Below are 18,843 nucleotides of genomic sequence, written 5' to 3'. Positions count from 1 at the left end.
CGATGCAAGCTAATCGTGCAAAATTATCATGTAAAACAGTCTATTTGTTGATTAAGAAAAGAGTGTGCAAGGTTAGGTGAAACATCGCGCAGCCTTCAGCTAAAAAACGCCCGGAAGACCATCTTCCGGGCGTTCGAGCGTTAGGCTGACGTTTGGCGTCGGGTATCAGCCAAACTGGTTCATGGTGTTGTCCTTGCCGCCTGCTTTCAGGGCCGCCTCACCCTGGAAGAACTCCTTGTGGTCATCGCCAATGTTCGAGCCTGCCATGTCCTGGTGCTTGACGGTAGCGATGCCCTGGCGGATTTCCTCGCGCTGGACTTTCTTGACATAGGCCAGCATGCCGTCGTCGCCGAAGTAGCCCTTGGCTAGGTTGTCGGTGGACAGCGCCGCTGTGTGGTAAGTGGGCAGGGTGATCAGGTGATGGAAGATACCCGCCTCGCGTGCGCCGTCACGCTGGAAGTTACGCGTCCACTCGTCGGCCAGTTGGCCAAGTTCGGTGTTGTCGTACTCGATACCCATCAGCTTGTCGCGGTCGTAGGCCGAGACGTCCTTGCCTTCTTTTTCCCAGGCATCGAATACTTGCTGGCGGAAGTTGAGCGTCCAGTTGAACGATGGTGAGTTGTTGTAAACCAGCTTGGCATCCGGGCAGACTTCGCGGATACGGTTGACCATGGCGGCGATCTGGCCGACGTGGGGTTTTTCGGTCTCGATCCACAGCAGGTCAGCGCCGTTTTGCAGGCTGGTGATGCAGTCGAGCACTACACGGTCTTCGCCGGTGCCGGGCTTGAACTGGTAGAGGCCGGAGGCGAGGCGCTTGGGCTTGACCAGCTTGCCGTTCTGCTTGATGACCACGTCGCCGTTGTTGATGTCGGTGGCCGAGGTGATCTCGTCGCCGTCGAGGAAGCTGTTGTACTGGTCGCCCAGGTCGCCCGGCTCGTTGGTGACAGCAATCTTCTGGGTCAGGCCCGCGCCCAGTGAGTCGGTACGCGCCACGATGACACCATCTTCAACGCCCAGCTCCAGGAAGGCGTAGCGAACGGCGTTGATCTTGGCGATAAAGTCCTCGTGGGGCACGGTGACCTTACCGTCCTGGTGGCCACACTGCTTCTCGTCGGATACCTGGTTTTCAAGCTGGATACAGCAGGCACCCGCTTCGATGAACTTCTTGGCCAGCAGGTAAGTGGCCTCGGCGTTACCAAAACCAGCGTCGATGTCGGCGATGATCGGCACCACGTGGGTTTCGTGGTTGTCGATCTGGCTGATCAGTTCCTGCTCCTTGGCCTTGTCGCCTGCCTCTTTGGCGTCGTCCAGGGCGCGGAACAGGTGGTTAAGCTCCCACGCATCGGCCTGCTTGAGGAAGGTGTAGAGCTCTTCGATCAGGTTGGCGACCGAGGTCTTTTCGTGCATGGACTGGTCAGGCAGCGGGCCGAACTCGGAACGCAGGGCGGCGACCATCCAGCCTGACAGGTAGAGGTAGCTGCGCTTGGTGGTGCCGAAGTGCTTCTTGATGGAAAGCATCTTCTGCTGGCCGATAAAGCCGTGCCAGCACCCCAGTGACTGGGTGTACTTGCTGGTGTCGGCATCGTAAGCGGCCATGTCGTCGCGCATGATCTTGGCGGTGTACCTGGCGATATCCAGACCGGTGTGGAAGCGGTTTTGGGCACGCATACGCGCGGCGTATTCGGGTTTGATGTTATCCCACTTGCCGCCTTGCGCTTCACGTAGTTGGGCCAGTGCCTTGATATCTTCGAGCAGTCCAGTCATGAGCTAATCCCTCTGGGGTTGTGATAGCGATGCGCATCTAAGCAAATTCTTATGCTGCACCTGCGAAGTCGCTTTCAGCATCGTTCAATTTGCTTGACGTGTCTTTAAGAAATAAGTCTCTCAATAGAACGTCGTAAGCGCGGTGTTTCTTGGCAGTCCTTGCGGCACTGCAGTAAAAACACTATCCCCGAAGGCGGGGGCGGCAACAATTGACACTTGGGGGCAGGCAGCGTTGTAGCTCGACTACAGCCGGGCTACAACGCGGTGGGTTTGTGTAGTGGAATTTCGTGATCAGTGGGAAAGCGATCAGTTGAAGGTCAGCGTCATTTCGCGGTGGGGGATGCCGGCATCCATGAAGACCTCGCCATGGGCGACGAAGCCTAGCCGTTCGTAGAAGGGCAGGGCATGGAGCTGTGAGCTGAGTGCCACCTTGGGGTGGCCGATGCGTTGGGCGGTGGCGATAGCGGCGGCCATCAACTGGCCGCCAATACCGGTTCCGCGCGCCTCGGCGAGCACCGCCACGCGGCCAATATGGCCATCGGGCAGGAGTCGTGCAGTGCCCACCGGGTTGCCGTCCAGATAGGCCAGGAAATGATGGCAGGCGGGATCCTGGCCGTCCCATTCCTCATCCTGTGGCACCTGTTGCTCGTCAATGAACACCACGCGTCGAATGAGGCTTGCGATGTCGCCCAGCGCTTGCCAGTCGCCTTCCTGAAGGGTGACCGGCAGGCTGTCGCTGGGCATGTTATTCCTCGTCGTCATCGTCGTCCTGTAGCCAGCTCAGGCTGCCCGCGTTAACAAGCTGGGTGATGAGCGCTTTGGCACCCGGTAACTCCAGCACGTCTTCATGCAGCGGTGTTGGAGATGCCAGCCGTTGGGCGAGCGCTTCTGTGCAGGTGTAGCCTTCGCCGTCGACAAATAGCGTGGTGGCGCCATTCTCGGTGCGCCAGGCAAAGCGCGAGCCGGGCATATGATAGAGCGGGCCATCTTCCTGTAGCTGAGCGACAAGACTTGCTTCGTCCATCGGCGTATCCAGCGGGACCACCTGGTCGACGTACTTGGGCTGGGTCATCGCGCGGCCGAACCATTGGGCGATTTGCTGGGGGTTATCCAACGTCGACAGGACCAACTGGCGCATGCGCTCTACCGAAACATCGTCCAGCTCGCCACTGTCAGCCGCAGGAGCCCGACCGGCGTCGCTGTAACGCAGCGAGGCAGGTAGCTGTTCGCCACGGTAATCGGCGTAGGAAGTGACCGCTTCATCCGCCGATGGTGCCCGGAAGCCCACTGACATGGTGATGCAGTCGTCGGTCTGACTGACCCCGTGATGCGCCCAGCCGGGTGGCAGATAGAGCATGTCGCCGGGCTCCAGCACCCAGTCGGAGTCTTCTTCGACTTCGAAGGTTTCCAGAATGCGCAGGTCGATACCCTGGATGATCGGCGCGTCATCACGGGTCTGGCCGCCCAGTTGCCAACGCCGCTGACCGCTGGCTTGAAACAGGAAAACGTCGTACTGGTCGACGTGGGGACCAACGCTGCCGCCAGGAGGTGCGTAGCTGACCATGATATCGTCCAGCCGCCAGCGGGGCAGAAAGTCGAATTCATCGAGCAGGGCGGCCACCGAGGGCAGGTAGTGATCCACGGCCTGCACCAGCAGGCTCCAGTTGCGCTCCGGCAGTCGCTCGAAAGTGGCTTCGTCAAAAGGTCCGTGGGACACCTGCCACGCGCCGTCGGGTCCGTCTTCTTCTACCAGGCGGGCTTCGATGCCGGGCTCGCAGGCAAGCCCGGCCAGCTCATCGGGTTCGATGGGGCTGATGTAGTCGGGTATTGCCCCGCGAATCAGTAGCGGCTTTTGTTGCCAATAGCTCGCCAGAAACTCCGCCGGGGTCAAATCGCCGAGCAATGTCAGTGGCTTATCAGAAGGTTGCATGGTGGTATCCTAAACGAACGTGGCATTTAAAGCCGTGGGTCTAATCAAACCAGAGTAGACCTTAACTAGCGTAGACCTTGATTGAACTAGATCATAACTTTAGTAGATCGTAATTATAGTGCATCAAGTCGCTGGTGAATGGCTTCGGCCTGGGCTTTTGCATCGCCAATGTAGTTGGCCGGTGACATCGCCTTCAGCTCGGCTTTGGCGTCGTCGGGCAGCGCCAGGGTGTCGATGAAGGCGGCAAAGCCTGCCTGGTCGATGCGCTTGCCCCGGGTCAGTTCCTTGAGCTTTTCGTAGGGCTTTTCAATACCGTAGCGACGCATGACGGTTTGAATCGGCTCGGCGAGCACTTCCCAGCTGTTGTCCAGGTCCTGAGCCAAACGCTCCGGGTTGGCTTCCAGCTTGCTGATGCCCTTGAGGCTGGCATGGTAGCCAATCAGGCCGTAGGCCAAGCCGACCCCCAAGTTGCGCAATACGGTGGAGTCGGTCAGGTCGCGCTGCCAGCGGGAGATCGGCAGCTTCTGCGCCAGGTGACCAAGCACCGCATTGGCCAGACCAAGGTTGCCCTCGGAGTTTTCAAAGTCGATGGGGTTGACCTTGTGGGGCATGGTCGACGAGCCAATTTCGCCTTCCACGGTGCGCTGCTTGAAGTAGCCCAGCGAGATATAGCCCCAGACATCGCGGTCAAAATCGATCAGGATGGTATTGAAGCGGCACACGGCATCGAACAGCTCGGCGATGTAGTCGTGGGGCTCGATCTGGGTGGTGTAGGGGTTGAAGCTCAGCCCCAGGCCTTCCACGAAGGTGCGTGCGTTGGCTTCCCAGTCGATCTCGGGGTAGGTCGCCAGGTGGGCGTTATAGTTGCCCACCGCGCCGTTGATTTTACCCAGGATCTCGACGCCTTCGATCTGCTTGAGCTGGCGCTTTAGGCGGTAGGCCACGTTGGCCATTTCCTTGCCCAGCGTCGTGGGGCTGGCTGTTTGCCCGTGGGTGCGCGACAGCATCGGTTGCCCGGCATGGGCAATGGCCAGCGCGGCAATGTCGTCGGCCACATTGTGCATGACAGGCAGCAATGCCTGAAGACCATCGGCTAGCATCACGCCGTAGGAAAGGTTGTTGATATCTTCCGATGTGCAGGCAAAGTGAATGAACTCGGTGACCGCATGCAGCTCGCTGTTGTCGGCGATTTTTTCCTTGAGGAAGTACTCCACCGCCTTGACGTCATGGTTGGTGGTGCGCTCGATGTCCTTGATGCGCTCGGCGTCGGCCACGGAAAAATCGCGGATCAGCTCTTCAAGAAACGCCGTTGCCTGGGCGGAAAGCGGCGGTACTTCGACGATCTGGTTGTGCTCGGCGAGGCGCTGCAGCCAGCGGACTTCCACAATGACACGGGCGCGAATCAGGCCGAATTCGCTGAAATGTTCGCGCAGGGCGGCGGCTTTGCTGGCGTAGCGGCCGTCAACGGGGGATAGAGCAGTCAAGGCAGAGAGTTGCATGGCTTGGTTTCCAGAGGTAAGAGCAGTTGAGCGTAAAAGGCGTTATTTCAAGTCATCCAGCGCGCGGCGCAGGGCTTTGCGCTGGAACATCAGTTTCCAGCGGCGCCCGCCTTGCTGGTGCCACAGTAGCGCAAAGCGAATGCCGGCCATCAAGCAGGCACGTACGCGCTCGGGCATCATGCGGGTCTGAAGCAGCGATGGGTCGCCCTGCACCACAATTCGGGTTTTAAACGTCGAGATGGTTTCCTGATAGGCTTCGCCCAGGCTTGCAACCACGTTTTCATGGGTGGCGCCGAAGTGCTCCGCCTGGTCCTGGATATGGCTCATTTTCTGCCCCAGGGCATCCATCATTTTGCGGTTGTTGCGCAGCTTGTTCATGAGCAGCAACAGCGAGAAGCCATAGCGCAACACCACCGGGTTGGCCTGTTCACGGCCGACCAGCATCTCGAGGGTATCGAGCCCCTGGCGCAGGTTGTTGGGGTGGCCGCCGTAGATCGCTTCAAAGCTCTCCGGGTTGGGGTTGCTGGTGGCTTCGATCAGCGTTTCCCAGGCGCGCGGCTCTACCTGGCCGGTGCGGGCCAGTTCGTCCACGAGGCTGGCGGCCTGAAAGACCCCTGCGAGCGCAAGGGCTTGGCGCGCGGCGGGCGCTTCCGGCGCGCGGTGTATCGGCGTTGGGTTCATGCAGCTGCCTCGGTTGCCTTCCATGTGGAGTGAATCACGCCGCCGCCCAGGCAGATATCGCCGTCGTAAAGAACCAGCGACTGGCCTGGGGTAACGGCGCGCTGAGGCTCATCGAAATGTACCTCGACGCTGCCATCGGCCCGGGTGGTGATCTCGCAGCCGCGGTCGCTCTGGCGGTAGCGGACTTTGGCGGTGAAGCGTCCCTTGGCGACCGGGGGTTCACCGGCCACCCAGTCCATCGGCTCGGTGACCAGGGCATCGCTGTAAAGCAGCGAATGGTGCTTGCCTTGCACGGCCACCAGCACGTTGCGATCCAGGTCTTTCTCGGCGACGTACCACGGGTCTTCAGAGTAGTTGGCCAGCCCGCCGATACCCAGCCCCTGGCGTTGGCCAAGGGTGTAGTACATCAGCCCCATGTGCTCGCCAATGACGTCGCCGTCGGGGGTTTCGATGGTGCCGGGCTGGGCAGGCAGGTACTGCTTCAGGAAATCACTGAAGCGTCGTTCGCCGATAAAGCAGATACCGGTGGAGTCTTTCTTCTTGGCGGTTACCAGGTCGTGCTGCTCGGCCAGCGCCCGCACGGCGGGCTTCTCGAGTTCGCCGACCGGGAACAGCGTGCGGGCAATGGCGGCCTCAGGCACGGCGTGCAGGAAGTAGCTCTGGTCCTTGTTGGCGTCCAGGCCTTTCAGCAGGCGCGGGCGACCTTCCTGGGTTCCTTGGCGGACGTAATGACCGGTGGCGATTTTGTCTGCGCCAAGCATCTCTGCGTATTCGAGAAACACCTTGAACTTGATTTCCCGGTTGCAGAGGATATCCGGGTTGGGCGTGCGGCCTGCCTTGTACTCCGCCAGGAAATGCTCGAAAACGTTGTCCCAGTATTCGGCGGCAAAATTGGCCGTGTGCAGCTTGATGCCCAGTTTGGCGCACACCGCCTCGGCGTCGGCGAGGTCTTCCTTCGCCGTGCAGTACTCCGTGCCGTCGTCTTCATCCCAGTTCTTCATGAACAGGCCTTCGACCTCATAGCCCTGTTGCAGCAGCAGCAGGGCCGAGACGGAGGAGTCAACGCCGCCGGACATGCCGACAATCACCTTGCCGGTGGCAGGCGTAGCGGGCGTACTTTGAGGCATTGTGGTGCCAGTGATGGATGTCATCGCCATCCTCGGTTGAGTGTGCAATTGGGCGATTATTATACACGATGCAGCCATGCCGCTTCGAGTGCTTCACTCGCGGATAACGCCCAAGGGGTAGCCGTTGCCTTTCAGAGCATCTTCAATGCGGGTGAGCACCAGCGGGCTGCGCAGTCGACCCGCGCTATCGAGCGCCTGGATTTCGGCAAGCGTCAGCCAGTGGGTCGCGGTGATGTCGGTGTCCAGCGGTGTGGCGAGAAACGTCGTGGGGGTGGCGATGAACCCATGACTGTGAAAGGTTTTGCCCTGGGGGGTATGGAAGATATAGAGCCCCAGGTAGCCGGTCAGCGTGACCTGCCAGGCGGTTTCTTCGGCGACCTCGCGTAACATGGCAGCCATGGGCCCTTCACCGGGCTCGATATGTCCGGCCGGCTGATTGAAGACCGTGGCAGGGCCGCCGCGCTCTTCCTCGACGATCAGGAAACGTTCGCCCCGCTGGACGACGCAGGCACAGGTGCTGTGAAGCGTTTGCGTCATGGTCGCTTCCGTCCTGTCGCGGGGCCTTTGCGCTGGCTGGAGTGCCTGGTCCTGGTTGTGCCTCGGGGCGCATGAAGGGTTTCCCGGCGCCACTCACCGGGCGCCAGTTCGCCAAGCCGCCAAGCGCCGATGGCGGCACGAATGAGACGCAGCGTGGGGAAGCCGACATGGGCGGTCATGCGTCTTACCTGACGATTGCGGCCTTCGCTGATGGTCAGCTCCAGCCAGCTGGTGGATGGGTGACGTTTGGGATCTATGGCTGGCTCGCGCGGCGCGATGTTGGGCGTTTCCATGCGACGAACCTTGGCGGGCAGCGTGGGTCCATCTTTTAATGTCATGCCGTTTTTCAGGGCCGTTAGCGCGGCATCGTCCATGTGCCCTTCGACCTGTACCCAGTAGGTTTTGGGTTGTTTATGGCGCGGGTGGGCAATGCGATGGATCAGGCTGCCGTCATCGCTGAGCAGTAGCAGGCCTTCGGAGTCGTAGTCGAGCCGCCCGGCCGCGTAAACGCCGGGTACGTCAATCACATCCGCCAGGGTGGCGCGGCCCTGGGGGTCGGTGAACTGGGAGAGCATGCGGTAGGGTTTATGCAATAGGTAGAGGTTGCTCATCGTCTCGTTTGGGCTGCCCTTCGTTTTGTCGACAATCGCTCATGCGGTTTAAGTGCAGCGCTGGTATACTTCTGCGTGGCCGCTGGGGTCGTCGTCACCACCACCGATCAATCACCTTGTGAAAAGGAGCCACTTAAAAAAGCTCCGCACGCTTCGCGGTAGGGTTGCTTGCTTAATGAACCGCTTAGCTTACGAATTTATAATCACAGCGACACAGAAAAGAGGTTAACGCAAAAATGTCCGATACGCCGAAGATCATTTATACGCTCACCGACGAGGCGCCTGCGCTTGCGACCTATTCGTTGTTACCGATTATTGATGCCTTTACCGATTCGGCGGGCATTATCGTTGAAACGCGGGATATCTCGCTTGCCGCGCGCATACTGGCCCAGTTCCCAGATCTGTTGAACGATGAACAACGCGTCAGCGACGACCTTGCCGAGCTTGGCCAGCTGGCGACCACGCCTGAAGCCAATATCATCAAGCTGCCCAATATCAGTGCCTCAGGCCCGCAGTTGAAGGCCACCATCAAAGAGCTTCAAGGTCAGGGTTACCCGCTGCCTGAATACCCGGACGAGCCGAAAAACGATGAAGAAGCGTCCATCAAGGCGCGTTACGACAAGGCCAAGGGCAGTGCGGTCAACCCGGTGCTGCGCGAGGGCAACTCCGACCGTCGTGCACCCAAGTCCGTCAAGAGCTATGCACGCAAGTACCCGCATCGCATGGGGGAGTGGAGCGCCGACTCCAAATCGCATGTGGCCCATATGAGCGAAGGTGATTTCTACGGAAGTGAACAGTCCACGGTGATCAAGCAGGCCACCAAGCTCAAGATTGACCTGGCTCAGAAAGATGGCACCCACACCGTATTGAAAGAAGACCTAGCCGTGCAGGAAGGCGAGGTGATCGATGCGGCCTGCATGAGTAGCCGCCGCCTGCGCAACTTTATCGACAGCCAGATCAAGGACGCCAAGAAAAACGACGTGCTGTTCTCGCTGCATTTAAAAGCCACCATGATGAAGGTCTCCGACCCGATCATGTTTGGCATGGTTGTCGAGGAGTTCTATAAAGACGTGCTTGAAAGGCACGCCGAGGCCCTCAAGCTTTCGGGTTTCAATCCCAATAGCGGTATTGGCGATCTTTACAGTTCGATCGAAAAGCTGCCGAGCGAACAGCAGGCAACCATCAAGGCCGATATCGAGGCGCTTTACAAAGAGCGTCCGCCGATGGCGATGGTCAATTCGCACAAAGGCATCACCAATCTGCATGTGCCCAGCGACGTGATCATCGACGCCTCCATGCCTGCCATGATTCGTGATTCGGGCAAGATGTGGAACGCCAACGACGAGCTTCAGGATGCCAAGGCGGTGATTCCGGACCGTTGCTACGCGACCATCTATCAGGCGGTGATCGAGGACTGCAAGAAAAATGGCGCCTTCGATCCGACCACCATGGGCAGCGTGCCCAACGTCGGCCTGATGGCCCAGAAAGCCGAAGAGTACGGCTCTCACGACAAGACTTTCCAGGTACCCGCCGATGGTACCGTGGTGGTCACTGACGAAAACGGCCATACGCTGTTCAGCCACGAGGTCGAGGCGGGCGATATCTGGCGCATGTGCCAGACCAAGGACGCGCCGATCCAGGATTGGGTCAAGCTGGCGGTCACCCGTGCCCGGGAGAGCGGTGCACCGGCGATTTTCTGGCTCGACGCCAACCGCGCCCACGATGCTCAACTGATCGAGAAGGTCGAAACCTACCTCAAGGATCACGACACCAGCGGCCTGGATATTCGCATTCTGCCGCCGGTCGAGGCGATGAAAGTATCCCTTGAGCGTATCCGCAAGGGCGAGGACACCATCTCGGTCACCGGTAACGTGCTGCGCGACTACCTGACCGATCTGTTCCCGATCATGGAACTGGGCACCAGCGCCAAGATGCTGTCCATCGTGCCGCTGATGAACGGCGGGGGGCTGTTCGAAACCGGCGCGGGTGGCTCGGCGCCCAAACACGTTCAGCAGTTCCTCGAAGAGAACCATTTACGCTGGGATTCGCTGGGCGAGTTTCTGGCCCTGGCGGCGTCGCTTGAGCACCTGGGCAGCACCTTTGGCAATGCCCGCGCCAAGCTGCTGGCCAATGCGCTGGACGAGGCCAACGGCAAGTTCCTCGACAGCAACAAGTCGCCGTCGCGTAAGGTGGGCGAGCTGGATAACCGCGGCAGCCACTTCTATTTGGCGCTATACTGGGCTGAGGCACTGGCCGCGCAAGACGACGACGCCGAGATGAAAACGCTGTTTGCGCGTCTGGCGGAAACGCTGAAAGCCAACGAAGCCACTATCGTGGACGAGCTCAATAGCGTTCAGGGCCAACCGGTGGACATCGACGGCTACTTCCGTCCCAGCGGTGAGCTGGCAAGCCAGGCTATGCGCCCAAGCAAGACGCTGAACAACGCCCTGGCGATGGTCGCAGCCGACTGACCCATCAGGCCACCGTTGTGTAAAGCCCTCGTCCGCTCGCCGGGCGGGGGTTTTTTGTCCGGCCCAGTGTGATAATTTTGATATTTCCATGAACCCTTGCTGATTGCGCACGTCTTATACATAGCACACCATGTATTCAAGATGTTGTCCGTCAGCCGAGAGATGATAAACCTTGCTGCTTATGTCCAACACTGACAGTTCATACCCGGCCACGTCTTCGCTTGAAGCGGGCATGACGCGCCCCGATATGCCTGATTACGACGACGACCTGACGGTGCAGTCTGCCGAGCCTGAACTGGCTCAGCCGCCGCTTTTCAAGGTGGTACTGTATAACGATGACTTCACGCCAATGGAGTTCGTCATCGAAGTGCTGCAAGGCTTCTTTAACATGGACAGTGAAAAAGCCGTCCAGGTAATGTTGGCGGTACATACTCAGGGCAAGGCGACCTGTGGTGTGTTCACCCGTGACATTGCTGAAACCAAAAGTTACCAAGTGAATGAGTACGCCCAAGAGTGCGAGCATCCTTTAATGAGCGATATCGAAGCCGCCGATTGAGAACGTTGAAAAAAATCGGTAGGTGGGCTTGCAACTGTACGATTTGTACCCGATGTTGAAGGTGCTGGTCGATTAAACTGATCCGACGCAAGCCTAGTTGGCAATATGCCCTAGGGTGTAGCGAAAAGGGGACTGCCATGCTGAGCAAAGAACTTGAACTGACCCTGAACACGGCCTTCACCGTGGCGCGATCCAAGCGCCACGAGTTCATGACCGTCGAGCACCTTTTGCTGGCGCTGCTGGACAACGCTTCAGCAATGGATGTATTGAAAGCCTGTGGGGCAAACCTCGACAAGCTGCGGTCCGATTTGCAGGACTTCATCAATTCGACCACGCCGCTGATTCCCGAAAGCCAGGGCGACCGCGAAACACAGCCGACACTGGGCTTTCAGCGAGTGCTGCAGCGGGCCGTGTTCCACGTGCAGTCCTCCGGGAAGAGCGAAGTGACCGGTGCCAACGTGCTGGTGGCAATCTTTTCCGAGCAGGAAAGTCAGGCCGTTTACTTCCTCAAGCAGCAGAATGTTGCCCGGGTCGATGCGGTTAACTACATCGCGCATGGCATCTCCAAAGTGTCGGGTCATGGCCCATCGCCATCACCTTCCCAGCAGGAAGGCGAAGAGGCCGAGGAGGGCAGCACCGAAGGCGCGGCTCATCCGCTTACTGGCTACGCCACCAACCTCAACGAGCAGGCCCGGCTGGGCAAGATCGATCCGTTGATCGGCCGCGACCACGAACTCGAACGCGTGGTGCAGATTCTGGCCCGTCGCCGCAAGAATAACCCGCTACTGGTGGGTGAAGCCGGTGTGGGTAAAACGGCGGTTGCCGAAGGTCTGGCCAAGCGTATCGTCGAAGAAGATGTCCCGGAAGTGATTGCCGATGCCGTGGTGTATTCGCTGGATATGGGCGCGCTGCTGGCGGGCACCAAATACCGCGGCGACTTCGAGAAACGTCTGAAGAGCCTGCTGGCCGAGTTGCGCAAGCAGCCCAATGCCGTGCTGTTTATCGACGAGATCCACACCGTGATCGGTGCGGGGGCTGCGTCGGGTGGTGTGATGGATGCGTCCAACCTGCTCAAACCGCTGCTTTCCTCGGGAGAATTGCGCTGCATTGGGTCGACCACTTTCCAGGAATACCGCGGTATCTTCGAGAAGGATCGTGCCCTGGCGCGCCGCTTCCAGAAAGTCGACGTCATGGCGCCGTCGGTGGAAGACACCATCAAGATTCTGCAGGGGCTGCGGTCACGGTTCGAGGAGCACCATGCTCTCAAGTATACCGACGGGGCGCTGGAAAGCGCGGCCCGCCTGGCAGACCGCTATATCAACGACCGCTACCTTCCGGACAAGGCCATCGACGTGATTGATGAAGCCGGGGCGCACCAGCGTCTACTGCCGGAAGAAGTGCGTGTCGACACCATTGATGTGGAACAGGTCGAGGCGGTGGTCGCATCGATTGCCCGGATTCCGCCGAAGAGCGTGTCCAGCTCGGATCGCAAGCTGCTTGAAAAGCTCGACCGCGACCTGAAAATGCTGGTGTTTGGGCAGGACGAGGCCATCGATACGCTGTCCGCCGCCATCAAGCTGTCTCGCGCAGGGCTGAAGTCGCCTGACAAGCCGGTGGGTAGCTTCCTGTTTGCCGGCCCCACCGGGGTGGGTAAAACCGAGGTGGCCAAGCAGCTCTCGCATATCATGGGCATCGAGCTTGTACGCTTCGATATGTCGGAGTACATGGAGCGCCATACCGTATCGCGCCTGATCGGTGCGCCTCCCGGCTACGTCGGCTATGACCAGGGCGGTCTGTTGACCGAAGCGGTAACCAAACAGCCACACTGCGTACTGCTGCTGGATGAAATCGAGAAAGCGCATCCGGAAGTCTTCAACCTGCTGCTGCAGGTGATGGACCACGGTCGCCTGACCGATAACAACGGCCGCGAAGCGGACTTCCGCCACGTCATCCTGATCATGACCTCCAACGCCGGGGCAGAGCAGGCAGCACGGCGCTCTATCGGCTTCCAAAGCCAGGATCACTCGACCGATGCGATGGAAGTCATTCGCCGCACCTTCTCGCCGGAGTTCCGCAACCGTCTGGACGGCATCATTCAGTTCCATTCGCTGCCAACCTCCGTTGTGCGCAACGTGGTCGACAAGTTCCTGATCGAACTGCAAGCGCAACTGGATGAGAAGCGCGTTCAGTTGGAAGTCGACGATATGGCCCGGGATTGGCTGGCGGAACTGGGGTATGACCCGGACATGGGCGCACGCCCGATGGCGCGGCTGATTCAGGAGAAACTCAAAAAGCCGCTGGCAGAGATGATCCTGTTCGGCGAACTTGCCGATCAAGGTGGTATCGTGCACGTCAGCCTGGAAGAAGGCGAGCTGCGTTTATCCACCGAGTCGGAAATGGCCGATGCGCCCTAACGGGCGCGCGAGTTAAAGCAAACAACGCAGCGCCCTGTCATTGACGGGGCGTTGTTGTTTGGGTCGAGCTGTCTGGGTCGGGCGGATATCAAAGCGCTGGGGTGGGGCAGGATCCGTGATGCCTGCTGGGCGCCTTAGCGCGAACGGTAAACGATGCGGCCTTTGGACAGATCGTAAGGCGTCAGCTCAACCTTGACTTTGTCGCCGGTCAGGATGCGGATGTAGTTTTTACGCATTTTTCCGGAGATGTGCGCTGTGACGACGTGACCGTTTTCCAGTTCAACACGGAACATGGTGTTGGGCAGGGTGTCGACAATAACGCCATCCATTTCAATATGATCTTCGCGTGCCATATAGGCAATTCCTCACTTAATTTAACGTAATGGGTATGCTCAAAACGACTGGGCATCGGGTAGCGTTTTTAGCCACCACTTCGAATAGCGCTATATTGTGCCGCAAGCCTGGCGTCAAGGCAAAAAAGCGCGGCTAATTACCGAATTAATTCTCGCCATTGGCGACCGTCAAGTACCTCAAGCGGCGTAAAATTCTGCTTGTAACGCATTTTTCGGCACGCTTCTATCCAGTAACCGAGGTAGAGGTGGGGGAGCCCCTTGTCATGGGTCAATTCGATAAGCCGTAGAATGGCCAGGGTGCCCAGCGAGCGCTTGTCGAGGCTTTCATCGACACTAAAGAAGGTATAGATGGCCGAGAGCCCGTGCTCAAGCTCATCGAAGGCAGCCACACCAATCAGCCTATCCCCCAGGTAAAGCTCCATCAATTGCGCATAGGGTTCGTCCAGGGTCAAAAACGTCCGGTACTGTTCGTGACTGGGGGGATACATGTCGCCATCGGCGTGGCGATGATTGATATAGTCAGCATAGAGCGCGTAGTGGCGCGCATCAAAGTACGCCGGGGTAATCCGCGTGGTGATGTCCTCATTGCGACGGCTGATTCGCCGCTGGGTACGATTCGGTGCAAAACGTTCCACCGGCACGCGCACGGAGCGGCAGGCGTTACAGCCTTCGCAGTGCGGCCGGTATAAATGGCGGCCGCTACGCCGAAACCCGAGCAGGGAAAGCGAGTCGTAAACGCCGGGAATGGGCGATTCCTGAGGGTCCAGAAACAGCGTGGTGGCTTCCTGGTCGGGCAGATAGCTACAGGCATGCGGCACTGTCAGAAAGAAGCGCAGGTCGCGTACGAGCCGACGGGGAGCGTTGCTGCTCACAATTTGCCTCCTGATGGGGTCAACGTTATTGCCGTTAGCCTGTCAACATGGCTGGAAAACTAGCGGCCAATGGCATCCAGCCACGGAGAGGGCGGCACGACGGGCGCCTTCTCCGGTGAGGCTGAAAAGCTAAAATCAGTCGCTGGCAACCACTTCTCAAGATAGCTGATGAATGCCGCCCGGGCGACTGTTGTCGCTCCCAGGCTTGCCAGGTGGGGCGTATGCATCTGACAGTCGATGAGCTTGCCGCCATGTTCGCGCATGGCACTGGCAAGGTGAGCCAGAGCCACCTTGGAGGCATCCGGAACCCGGGAAAACATGGACTCGCCGAAAAACATCGGGCCCATGGCAATACCGTAAAGGCCACCTACCAGGCGTTGATGCTGGTGCACTTCAATGCTGTGGGCGATGCCATGTGCCTGAAGCTGACAGTAGGCATGAACCATGTCATCGGTGATCCAGGTGCCCGGTTCGTCGTACCTGGGGGCGGCGCAGGCGTCGATCACCTGCTCGAAATGTTGGTCAACGGTAATCTCAAAGCCCGCATTGCGCAGCTTTTTTGTTAAGCTGCGGCGCTGCTTAAAATGTTCCGGTAGGAGTATCATGCGGGGATCGGGACTCCACCACAGGATGGGGTCGTTGTCGCTGAACCAGGGGAAGATGCCGCGCCGATACGCCTCCACCAGCCAGTTGGGGGTTAATTCGCCGCCTGCCGCGAGCAGGCCGTTAGGCGAGTCCAGCGCCGAGCTGACGGCAGGGAAGTGAGGCATTGGCGAAGATAACCAAGGTAACATTGCGTGCTCCGGTCGGTAACGACGGTCACAAGTCCGCATCGATAAGCCCTGTGACGGCAGCAGGATGCTCGGTATGATACAAACTCGCAAGTGGATTAACGGCGCCAAGGGGTGCAAAAGGGAGAGTCGCTTGAAAGTGAATAAAGCGGTCGACAAGCGAACACAGCGTAACACGCGCCAAAGTGGGTCTTCTGCGCGGGTCAATGCCGCCAAGGACAAAGCGCGTCGGTTTGGGTTACGTCTGCAGGGGGCTGCGCGGGATGGCGTGGTCGTCGCGCTGCTGGCGGTATGTACATTTTTATTACTGGCACTGTTTAGTTACTCGTCATCGGATCCCGGCTGGTTGTCCGAGGGCCCGGAAACCGCCGTCAGCAACTGGATGGGGCCGGTAGGCGCATGGCTTGCCGATGTGCTCTATTCGTTGCTGGGTGCCAGCGCGCTTTGGTGGCCTGGCATGGTGGGCTATCTGGCCTGGTGGCTGGTGCGTTCCCGCCAGGTGCGCTTCGAGCTTGACCCGGTGGCTGTGGCGGTGCGTGCCGGTGGCATGATGCTGCTGATGTTCGGCACCACCATGCTCGGCGCGCTGCATTTTTATAACCCCGATAGCCCGCTGCCCTACGCCTCGGGCGGTATTCTCGGTGAAGGCCTGGTCGGCGCGCTGCGTCCGCTGGTCAGCAGTGGCGGCGTGGGGCTGATTGCCGCCGCGCTTATCCTGAGTGGCTTTCCGCTGTTCAGCGGGATGTCATGGTTACAGGTTGCCGACGAAGTGGGGCGGCGTCTCTGCCGCCTGGGAAGCTGGTGGTCAGCGCGCCGTCAGGCGCGTCGAGAGGCCCGGCGTGCCCGCGCCAAGCAGCGCGCAGCAGCGCGGCCCGCGCCGGAGCCCGCGCAGCGCTCGCCATTGCCAGAGCAGGATGCCGGGAGCAGCGTCGGGAAGAAGCGCCGTGAGCCCGCCGTATCCGCGCCTTCACCAGAAGACGATACGGCAGCACAGGATAACGCGACGGATACGTCGATTCCCTGGACGGCCGCTGCGCGAGCGCCGTCTGCCACGGCCTTCAAGGCAGAACCTCAGCCACGCTCAGCCCCAGAGGAGAGCACAGCGGAAAGCGCTACACGAACCCCCGCGACCCCTGACACCTCCGTGAAGGCGGCCTCGCTGAATGAGACGCCGACCGCTGAGTCTTCGGCTGATCGCCAGACGAGCCATCGGGAAGCCCCGTTGACGCCGTCGTCCGGTGAGGAAGAGGCCAGTGAGCCGTTTCCGTTGCACGCCTCACGCCGAGAAGCTGAGGTCGAGCCGTCATCGCCCTCGCCGCTGTCCGCCGCCGATGATGAACCCGCGTCGCCTTTGGCGGATGCCCCAGCATCCGAACAGCCTCGGCCACTGACAGCCGACCGTTCCAAAGAGCGCGTGCCTGAAGTCGTGCCCGAGCCGGTTTGGGACGACGAGGATGAAGAGCTCGAGTCACAGCCCATGGCATCGACACCAGCGCCTGCGCGCCATGAGCCGACCTTCAGCCCGGATGACGCAGCCGAGGCGGAAGCGTCCGATAATGGGCCGACGCTGTGGACCGTTGAACATCTGCAGAACCAGCGTCCCAGCTTTGATCATATCCCTGACCCTGAAGGCGATGTGCCGAGCTTGCGCCTGCTGACCCCGGCGGAGCCTCATCAGCCCAACTACACCGACCAGCAGCTGGCGGATATGGCCGAGCTGCTGGAAGTACGCCTGCGTGAGTATGGCGTGAAGGCCGAGGTGGTCGATACCTGGCCGGGGCCGGTGATTACACGCTTTGAAATCAAGCCTGCCGCCGGTGTGAAGGTCTCCAAGATCAGCAATCTGGCCAAGGATTTGGCGCGCTCGCTGATGGTCAAGAGCGTGCGCGTGGTGGAAGTGATTCCCGGACGCCCGACGGTGGGTATCGAGATTCCCAACCCTCACCGGGCGATGATCCGGCTGCGCGAGGTGATCGACTCCGAACGCTATCAACAGGAAAAATCACCGCTGACCATGGCCCTGGGCCAGGATATCGGCGGTGGACCCGTGGTGGCCAACCTCGGCAAAATGCCGCATTTGCTGGTGGCCGGTACCACTGGCTCGGGCAAGTCGGTGGGCGTCAACGCGATGCTGATTTCGATGCTGCTCAAGGCCACGCCGGACGAGCTGAAGCTGATCATGGTCGACCCCAAGATGCTGGAGCTGTCGGTCTACGATGGCATTCCGCACTTGCTGGCGCCGGTGGTCACCGACATGAAAGAAGCGGCCAACAGTCTGCGCTGGTGCGTCGCCGAAATGGAGCGCCGCTATAAGCTGATGGCGGCCATGGGCGTGCGTAATATCGCGGGCTTCAATGCCCGCCTGGACGAGGCCGAGCGCGCCGGTGCCCAGGTAGCGGATCCGCTTTGGGAACCGCAACCCTGGGAAATGCACCAGACGCCGCCGATACTCGAAAAACTGCCCTACATCGTGGTAGTGATCGACGAATTTGCCGACATGTTCATGATCGTGGGCAAAAAGGTGGAAGAGCTCATCGCCCGCCTGGCGCAGAAGGCCCGCGCGGCGGGTATCCATCTGATCCTTGCCACTCAGCGCCCGTCAGTGGACGTGGTCACGGGCTTGATCAAGGCCAATATTCCTTCACGGATGGCCTTCCAGGTCTCGTCGCGGATTGATTCGCGCACCATCCTGGACCAGGGCGGCGCGGAGAGTCTGCTTGGGCATGGCGACATGCTCTACCTGCCCGCCGGGTCAGGCCCACCCAATCGCATCCACGGGGCCTTTGTCGACGACGACGAAGTGCACCGCATAGTGGAAGACTGGAAGCGTCGCGGCGAGCCGGAGTATATCGAAGAGATCCTGTCGGGGGGCGTATCGGCAGATGCCTTGACCGGGCTGGAAGCCGAGGGCGGCGATAGTGACGATGCCGAGCAGGATGCGCTTTACGATGAAGCCGTTCAGTTCGTGACGCAAACGCGCAAAGCGTCGATTTCCGCCGTGCAGCGGCGCTTTAAAATTGGCTATAACCGTGCGGCCCGCCTGGTGGAAGCCATGGAAGGCGCGGGCGTGGTGTCGTCAATGGGTACCAACGGTGCCCGTGAAGTGCTGGCGCCGCCGCCGGTCGGCCAGTAGGCCGCTCGGTCAAACGTGCAACAAGCGTGAAAGTCCGGCTATTGATGAAACTTGGTCATCAAACAAGCGTCTCAATGGCTGACCGGGTGGTTCGACTGATCCAC

At 59.8% G+C, this 18,843-nt stretch carries 15 protein-coding genes; 4 read left to right on the top strand and 11 right to left on the bottom strand.

Going from position 1 to position 18,843, the window contains the following annotated elements; genetic code table 11:
• Positions 1 to 165: 165 nt before the first annotated feature.
• The 8 genes from ADS46_RS06940 to ADS46_RS06905 all read right to left on the bottom strand — a co-directional run bounded on the left by ADS46_RS06940 (position 166) and on the right by ADS46_RS06905 (position 8,149).
• Complete coding sequence (locus ADS46_RS06940) at positions 166 to 1,764, bottom strand: isocitrate lyase (protein WP_066318045.1); 1,599 nt, start codon at positions 1,762 to 1,764, stop codon at positions 166 to 168.
• A gap of 306 nt (positions 1,765 to 2,070) precedes the next feature.
• Entirely contained in the window at positions 2,071 to 2,508 is a 438-nt protein-coding gene (locus ADS46_RS06935; protein WP_066318044.1) for a GNAT family N-acetyltransferase, read from the bottom strand.
• 1 nt (position 2,509) lies between these two features.
• Positions 2,510 to 3,694 (bottom strand): cupin domain-containing protein, encoded by a 1,185-nt coding sequence (locus tag ADS46_RS06930; protein WP_066318041.1) that lies wholly within the window; start codon positions 3,692 to 3,694, stop codon positions 2,510 to 2,512.
• 113 nt (positions 3,695 to 3,807) lie between these two features.
• Positions 3,808 to 5,193, bottom strand: coding sequence for an adenylosuccinate lyase (gene purB / locus ADS46_RS06925; RefSeq protein WP_066318039.1), 1,386 nt, complete (start codon positions 5,191 to 5,193; stop codon positions 3,808 to 3,810).
• A 42-nt stretch (positions 5,194 to 5,235) separates the two neighbouring features.
• Positions 5,236 to 5,874, bottom strand: a complete 639-nt coding sequence (gene hflD, locus ADS46_RS06920; RefSeq protein ID WP_066318032.1) for a high frequency lysogenization protein HflD — start codon at positions 5,872 to 5,874, stop codon at positions 5,236 to 5,238.
• Positions 5,871 to 7,025, bottom strand: a complete 1,155-nt coding sequence (gene mnmA / locus ADS46_RS06915) for a tRNA 2-thiouridine(34) synthase MnmA (RefSeq protein WP_066318030.1) — start codon at positions 7,023 to 7,025, stop codon at positions 5,871 to 5,873. Before mnmA ends, hflD begins: the two co-directional genes overlap by 4 nt.
• A 69-nt stretch (positions 7,026 to 7,094) precedes the next feature.
• Positions 7,095 to 7,538, bottom strand: a complete 444-nt coding sequence (locus ADS46_RS06910) for an NUDIX domain-containing protein (RefSeq protein ID WP_066318028.1) — start codon at positions 7,536 to 7,538, stop codon at positions 7,095 to 7,097.
• On the bottom strand, positions 7,535 to 8,149 hold the full coding sequence (locus tag ADS46_RS06905) for a pseudouridine synthase (protein ID WP_066318020.1): 615 nt from the start codon (positions 8,147 to 8,149) through the stop codon (positions 7,535 to 7,537). The genes ADS46_RS06910 and ADS46_RS06905 overlap by 4 nt, the downstream gene beginning before the upstream one ends.
• 236 nt (positions 8,150 to 8,385) lie before the next feature.
• Between ADS46_RS06905 and ADS46_RS06900 the strand changes: the two genes are divergently transcribed.
• From ADS46_RS06900 to clpA, 3 genes are all read left to right on the top strand, one after another.
• A complete protein-coding gene (locus ADS46_RS06900; protein WP_066318018.1) occupies positions 8,386 to 10,620 on the top strand; it encodes an NADP-dependent isocitrate dehydrogenase in 2,235 nt (744 codons plus the stop codon).
• A gap of 247 nt (positions 10,621 to 10,867) precedes the next feature.
• Positions 10,868 to 11,176 (top strand): ATP-dependent Clp protease adapter ClpS, encoded by a 309-nt coding sequence (gene clpS / locus ADS46_RS06895; protein WP_066318182.1) that lies wholly within the window; start codon positions 10,868 to 10,870, stop codon positions 11,174 to 11,176.
• 137 nt (positions 11,177 to 11,313) lie between these two features.
• A complete protein-coding gene (gene clpA, locus ADS46_RS06890; RefSeq protein ID WP_066318015.1) occupies positions 11,314 to 13,590 on the top strand; it encodes an ATP-dependent Clp protease ATP-binding subunit ClpA in 2,277 nt (758 codons plus the stop codon).
• Between the two features lie 134 nt (positions 13,591 to 13,724).
• Here clpA and infA read toward each other — a convergent pair whose 3' ends face one another.
• The 3 genes from infA to aat form a co-directional block, all read right to left on the bottom strand.
• A complete protein-coding gene (gene infA, locus ADS46_RS06885) occupies positions 13,725 to 13,943 on the bottom strand; it encodes a translation initiation factor IF-1 (RefSeq protein ID WP_066318014.1) in 219 nt (72 codons plus the stop codon).
• Positions 13,944 to 14,080: 137 nt separating this feature from the next.
• The gene (locus ADS46_RS06880; protein ID WP_066318012.1) at positions 14,081 to 14,815 is read right to left on the bottom strand and encodes an arginyltransferase; all 735 of its coding nucleotides are present in this window, start codon (positions 14,813 to 14,815) and stop codon (positions 14,081 to 14,083) included.
• Positions 14,816 to 14,874: 59 nt separating this feature from the next.
• The gene (gene aat / locus ADS46_RS06875) at positions 14,875 to 15,609 is read right to left on the bottom strand and encodes a leucyl/phenylalanyl-tRNA--protein transferase (RefSeq protein ID WP_066318011.1); all 735 of its coding nucleotides are present in this window, start codon (positions 15,607 to 15,609) and stop codon (positions 14,875 to 14,877) included.
• Positions 15,610 to 15,739: 130 nt separating this feature from the next.
• Here aat and ADS46_RS06870 point away from each other — a divergent pair, with 130 nt between their 5' ends.
• Positions 15,740 to 18,739: a DNA translocase FtsK gene (locus tag ADS46_RS06870; RefSeq protein ID WP_066318009.1), complete on the top strand. Its 3,000-nt coding sequence runs from the start codon at positions 15,740 to 15,742 to the stop codon at positions 18,737 to 18,739.
• Positions 18,740 to 18,843 lie beyond the last annotated feature (104 nt).

The sequence above is a fragment of the Halomonas sp. G11 genome (assembly GCF_001663515.1).
In the GTDB taxonomy this organism is placed as follows: domain Bacteria; phylum Pseudomonadota; class Gammaproteobacteria; order Pseudomonadales; family Halomonadaceae; genus Vreelandella.
Note: the sequence above shows the minus strand (reverse complement) of the source record. Positions and strands in the feature narration are given on the sequence as shown.

Coding starts and splice junctions, on each gene's coding strand:
- hflD (WP_066318032.1), bottom strand. CDS start 5,874: ATGAACCCAACGCCGATACACCGCGCGCCGGAAGCGCCCGCCGCGCGC.
- purB (WP_066318039.1), bottom strand. CDS start 5,193: ATGCAACTCTCTGCCTTGACTGCTCTATCCCCCGTTGACGGCCGCTAC.
- ADS46_RS06900 (WP_066318018.1), top strand. CDS start 8,386: ATGTCCGATACGCCGAAGATCATTTATACGCTCACCGACGAGGCGCCT.
- clpA (WP_066318015.1), top strand. CDS start 11,314: ATGCTGAGCAAAGAACTTGAACTGACCCTGAACACGGCCTTCACCGTG.
- clpS (WP_066318182.1), top strand. CDS start 10,868: ATGCCTGATTACGACGACGACCTGACGGTGCAGTCTGCCGAGCCTGAA.
- ADS46_RS06930 (WP_066318041.1), bottom strand. CDS start 3,694: ATGCAACCTTCTGATAAGCCACTGACATTGCTCGGCGATTTGACCCCG.
- mnmA (WP_066318030.1), bottom strand. CDS start 7,025: ATGACATCCATCACTGGCACCACAATGCCTCAAAGTACGCCCGCTACG.
- ADS46_RS06905 (WP_066318020.1), bottom strand. CDS start 8,149: ATGAGCAACCTCTACCTATTGCATAAACCCTACCGCATGCTCTCCCAG.
- ADS46_RS06940 (WP_066318045.1), bottom strand. CDS start 1,764: ATGACTGGACTGCTCGAAGATATCAAGGCACTGGCCCAACTACGTGAA.
- aat (WP_066318011.1), bottom strand. CDS start 15,609: ATGTTACCTTGGTTATCTTCGCCAATGCCTCACTTCCCTGCCGTCAGC.
- ADS46_RS06910 (WP_066318028.1), bottom strand. CDS start 7,538: ATGACGCAAACGCTTCACAGCACCTGTGCCTGCGTCGTCCAGCGGGGC.
- infA (WP_066318014.1), bottom strand. CDS start 13,943: ATGGCACGCGAAGATCATATTGAAATGGATGGCGTTATTGTCGACACC.
- ADS46_RS06935 (WP_066318044.1), bottom strand. CDS start 2,508: ATGCCCAGCGACAGCCTGCCGGTCACCCTTCAGGAAGGCGACTGGCAA.